Here is a 4,521-nt window from a genome sequence, read left to right on the forward strand (position 1 = left end):
ATGAACCTTTTGCCTGGTGAAGACCCGTGAGTACTTTGGGGGCCTATAGCGCCACAAAGTACTCACGGGTCCTGACCAGGCATGACGTCCGAGGTTCTCGGCGCGAATCGCGTTGCGGTGGGAGGCTGGGCGCGGTCAGTGGGAAGGAGCCGCTCCATGTCATTCACCGATGAGGAGATCGCTTATCTGCGATCCCAGCCGATCGTCCGGTTCTCCACCGTTGACGCGGGTGGGCAGCCCGATGTGGTGCCGCTGGCTTGCGAGTTCGACGGAGCTTGCTTCTGGGTTGGCGGGGGCGGGCCATCGGTGCTCAACACCCGCAAGTTCCGGAACGTCCGGGACGGAAATCCCAAGGTAGCCCTGGTCTTCGACGACCTGGTGTCGCTCGACCCGTTCATCGCGCGCGGGATTCGCGTCTACGGGGTGGCCGAAGGGCCGATCGAGCGGGCCGGGATGATCGGGCCCGGCGTGTACCTGCGGATCACCCCGACCACGTCCTGGAGCTGGAACATGGCGGGGGAGCCGGTCGGCGAGGACTGGTACGAGATGCGGCGCACCGACCACGCGCCGCCGAACCAGCCCTGACTACTCCGGCGCCGTCATCGCCCGGTAGGCGGGGCGGAGCAGGTCCACCGCCGAGTCGTCGCCGATCTTGACCGGGAGCGGGTCGAGTTCGTCGAGGATCGCGTCCGGTGCCGTGGTGCCCGTGGTCGGCGGCGGAGCCGGGGGTTCCGGGGCTGTCCAGAAGGTTTCCAGGGATGCCGACAGCGGTTCCGGCCCGGTCGGTTGTTCCGCCGCAGGTCCGGCGGTCGTGCCTCGGAGGGTGCGGAGGCGGTCGAGGAGTTCTTCCCGCGAGCGGCCGCGCCAGGCGAGGATCTGGAACGGGTCCGCGTCGAAGGACTCCGCCAGCAGGTAGCAGGTCGCCGCCAGGTGCTTGCACGGGATTTCCCAGTCCGGGCAGGAGCAGTCCATGGTCAGCTCGCGCATGGTCGTCGGGAACAGCTCCAGGCCGAGCTCGGCGAAGACGTCCTCGATGTCCTGCGGCATCTCCCCTGCCAGCAGCTTCGCCGCGTACAGCGCCTGACCGGCCAGCGCCCGCTCGACCTGGTCCCACTCCGCCGACGACAGCGCCTTGATGCCGATCCGCGCCCGGTACGGCTGGGGGCGGGATCCCTGGACCAGGCCGACCACCACGCTCGTAGACAGCGACAGGTTCAGCACCTGGCCGGCGCGCGCGTAGTTCTTCCCGCGTTGCAACCGGCCGCCCATGCCGAACGACTCCAGCACCTCGATGAACCGGCGCGACCACCAGGTCTGCGCGATCTCGCCGCGCTTGCTGCGCGCCTTGATACCGCCCTCGACCCGAATCGGCTTGCTGGGCTTGGGGAATCCGCCGTACCAGTCACTCACCGATGGCCTCCGATTCCAGCGCCACCAGTTCGCGCAGCTGGCTGGTGGACAGCTCGGTCAGCCAGTTCTCGCCGGAGCCGACCACCAGCTGCGCCAGCGCCTTCTTGTCCGCCATCATCCGGTCGATCTTCTCCTCCAGGGTGCCGATGCAGGTCAGCTTGCGGACCTGCACGTCCCGGCGCTGCCCGATGCGGAACGCCCGGTCGGTGGCCTGGTCCTCGACCGCCGGGTTCCACCAGCGGTCGAGGTGGATGACGTGGTTGGCGGCGGTCAGCGTCAGCCCGGTGCCACCGGCCTTGAGCGACAGCAGGAAGATCGCCGGCCCGTCGGTCTCCTGGAACCGCCGGACCATCTCGTCGCGGGCCTTCTTCGACGTGCCGCCGTGCAGGAACAGCACTTCGGTGTCGAACCGGGCGGCCAGGTGCGGCACCAGCATCCCGGCGAAGCCCGCGAACTGCGTGAAGCACAGCGCCTTGTCGCCGTCGGCCAGCACCGATTCGAGGATCTCCTCCAACCGCGCCACCTTCCCGGACCGGTCGGGCAGCGGGGAGCCGTCGCCGAGCAGCTGCGCCGGGTGGTTGCAGACCTGCTTGAGCTTCGACATCGTCGCCAGCACCAGGCCGCGCCGCTCCATGCCCTCGCTGTCGGCGATGCGCGCCAGCATGTCGTCCACCACCGCCTGGTAGAGCGAGGCCTGCTCGGCGGTGAGGTTGCACAGCTGCTTCATCTCGATCTTGTCCGGCAGGTCGTCGATGATCGCCGGATCGGTCTTCACCCGCCGCAGCACGAAAGGCCCGGTGACCCGCCGCAGCCGCGCCGCGGCTTCGGTGTCGCCGTCGCGCTCGATCGGCACCGCGAACCGCGCCCGGAACGTGCTCAGCGAGCCGAGGACGCCCGGGTTGGCGAAGTCCATGATGGACCAGAGCTCGGCGAGCCGGTTCTCCACCGGTGTGCCGGTGAGCGCGATCCGCTGCCGCGCGGACAGCCCGCGCACCGCCCGCGACTGCCGGGCGTTGCTGTTCTTGATGTTCTGCGCCTCGTCGAGCACCACCCGCTCCCAGCGGATCTCCCGCAGCACGGTGGAATCCCGCGCGGCCAGGGGATAGGTGGTGATGACCAGGTCGTGCCCGCCGACCTCCTCCATCAGGTCCTCGCCGGTGAGCCGGTCGGAACCGTGGTGGACGTGGACGTCCAGCGACGGCGCGAACTTCGCGGCCTCCCGCTGCCAGTTGCCGACCAGCGACATCGGGCAGACCAGCAGCGTCGGCCCGCGCGAACCGCCGGCCCGCGCCAGCGCTTCCAGCGCCAGCAGCTGCACGGTCTTGCCCAGGCCCATGTCGTCGGCGAGGCAGGCGCCCAGCCCGAGCCGGTCGAGGAACGCCAACCAGGCCAGACCACGTCGCTGGTACGGGCGCAAGGTCGCGTTGAACCCCTGGGGCGGCTCCACCGGTTCCAGGTGCTGCTCGAGCTGACCGGACAGCAGGTCGCCGACCCACCCGCGCCCGCTGACCTCCACGACCGGCATCGGCCGTTCGCCGTCCTCCGCGGGGAGCCCGGCCTGCAGCAGCACCTCACCGGCGGTCATCTGGCCGGATCCGGACTGCTCCAGGAACGCCAGCCCGGCCGCGAGCCGCTTGCGGTCGATCCGGACCCAGCGGCCGCGCAACCGGACCAGCGGAACCTTCGCGGCGGCCAGCTCTTCGAGCTCCGACTCGGTCAGCTGCTCGTTGCCGAGCGCCAGGTCCCAGCGGTAGTCGACCAGGTCGGCCAGTCCGACGCCGGACTCCTTGGCCACGGCACCGGCTGTTCCGGTGCTCGACGCGGTCAGCTTCAACCCGAGCTGCTCGGTGTGCCCCCACCAGGACGGCAGCAGGACGCCGAAACCCGCCTGGTCCAGCAGCGCAGCGCTGGTGAGGAACTCGTACGCGCCGGTGGCGTCCAGCAGCAGCTCGCTCGGGTGCGGCACGCGCAGCGCCGCGTCCAGCGCGGGGAAGATCCGGCTGGCCTCGCCGAGATCGGTGAGCAGCAGCTCCTCCGGCTCGTCGGTCCAGCGCTGCAGGACCATGCTGTCCGCGCGCCACACCTCGTCGGCCGACACCAGCACGCTCGGGTCGTCCACCGCCTGCAGCAGGAACTCCAGGCGCCAGTCCTCGTCGTCCTCGGGCGCGTGCAGCCGGAAGCAGGTCCGCACCGGGTTCTGCCTGCCGCCGCTGGCCCGCCAGGTCTCCAACTGCCGCGCGAGCCTGCGGACCTGGTTCTCGGCGCTGTCGAAGCGCGGCTCGCCGGTCAACGCCTTCAGCCAGGCCGCCGCTGCAGTCCGGCCTCCGGCTGGCTCGAGTTCCGCGACCCGGCTGCGCACGATGCCGTCGACCAGCACGTTCAGGGCGTTGCGCAGGACATCGGCCGGTGCGTCGCCGCGCTCGCAGCGGAACGCCGGTGGCATGGCGTCGCGCAGCGCCACGAAGTGCGCTGAATCCGTGCTGGACAACGCCGGTCGCCACCGCGCGGTCGGCCACTCGTTCTCGTCCAGCAGTGCGGGCAGCACGCGTCCCTGTGACACCAGCTGTTCGGCGAACTCGGCGACGCTGCGCAGGAAATGCGCCGAAGCGCCCAACCGGCAGCCGGGCACGCCCTCGTCCAGCAGCTCGATCACCGCCGCAGGGCTGCAGGCCACAGCGGGCACCAGCCACTCGCGCAGCCGCAGCTTCCCGCGCGGTGCGGGACCGGCGGTCAGCGGATCCCGGACCAGTTCCGGAGAAGCGACCGGTGCGGAGGCGTAGGACGGCAGCTGGACCGGGATCGAGTCGACCTTGAACTGCTCCCCGGTCAGCGCATCCCGCAGCGCCTCACCGGCAACCGCGAACGGATGCGCCAGCGGACCGCGCGGTGCGCGTCCCGGAACCCGCGCCGGCAGCGCGGAGTCCTCCGCCCACAGCACCAGACGTCCGTCCACAGTGCACAACGAGTGCACGGCCCACACCGGATGTTCCTCCTTCGATGAGTACAGGTCGTGGGGGGGGGGGGTGGGTTGGTGAGAGGTTAAGGCAGAAGCCCCCCCAAGGCAGGGCACACAAGAGAAAAACACAACCCAACGGGTTGTAATAGGGGTGG

Annotated in this window: 3 protein-coding genes; 1 reads left to right on the forward strand and 2 read right to left on the reverse strand. The window is 70.3% G+C overall.

Annotation, left to right across the window (positions count from 1 at the left end):
• The first annotated feature begins 156 nt into the window (after positions 1-156).
• On the forward strand, positions 157-585 hold the full coding sequence (locus ABTZ89_RS36185; protein WP_351053473.1) for a PPOX class F420-dependent oxidoreductase: 429 nt from the start codon (positions 157-159) through the stop codon (positions 583-585).
• On the opposite strand, the gene ABTZ89_RS36190 is transcribed toward ABTZ89_RS36185, so the two are convergent.
• Positions 586-1,410, reverse strand: a complete 825-nt coding sequence (locus ABTZ89_RS36190) for an SWIM zinc finger family protein (RefSeq protein ID WP_270949771.1) — start codon at positions 1,408-1,410, stop codon at positions 586-588. It lies immediately after the preceding gene.
• Positions 1,403-4,390, reverse strand: coding sequence for a DEAD/DEAH box helicase (locus tag ABTZ89_RS36195; RefSeq protein ID WP_351053476.1), 2,988 nt, complete (start codon positions 4,388-4,390; stop codon positions 1,403-1,405). The genes ABTZ89_RS36190 and ABTZ89_RS36195 overlap by 8 nt, the downstream gene beginning before the upstream one ends.
• Positions 4,391-4,521: the final 131 nt, after the last annotated feature.

The sequence above is a fragment of the Saccharopolyspora sp. NPDC002686 genome (assembly GCF_040295745.1).
Taxonomy (GTDB): domain Bacteria; phylum Actinomycetota; class Actinomycetes; order Mycobacteriales; family Pseudonocardiaceae; genus Saccharopolyspora; species Saccharopolyspora oryzae.

Excerpts from the sequence above, each read along its gene's own strand:
- ABTZ89_RS36185 (WP_351053473.1), top strand. The coding sequence starts at position 157 with ATGTCATTCACCGATGAGGAGATCGCTTATCTGCGATCCCAGCCGATC.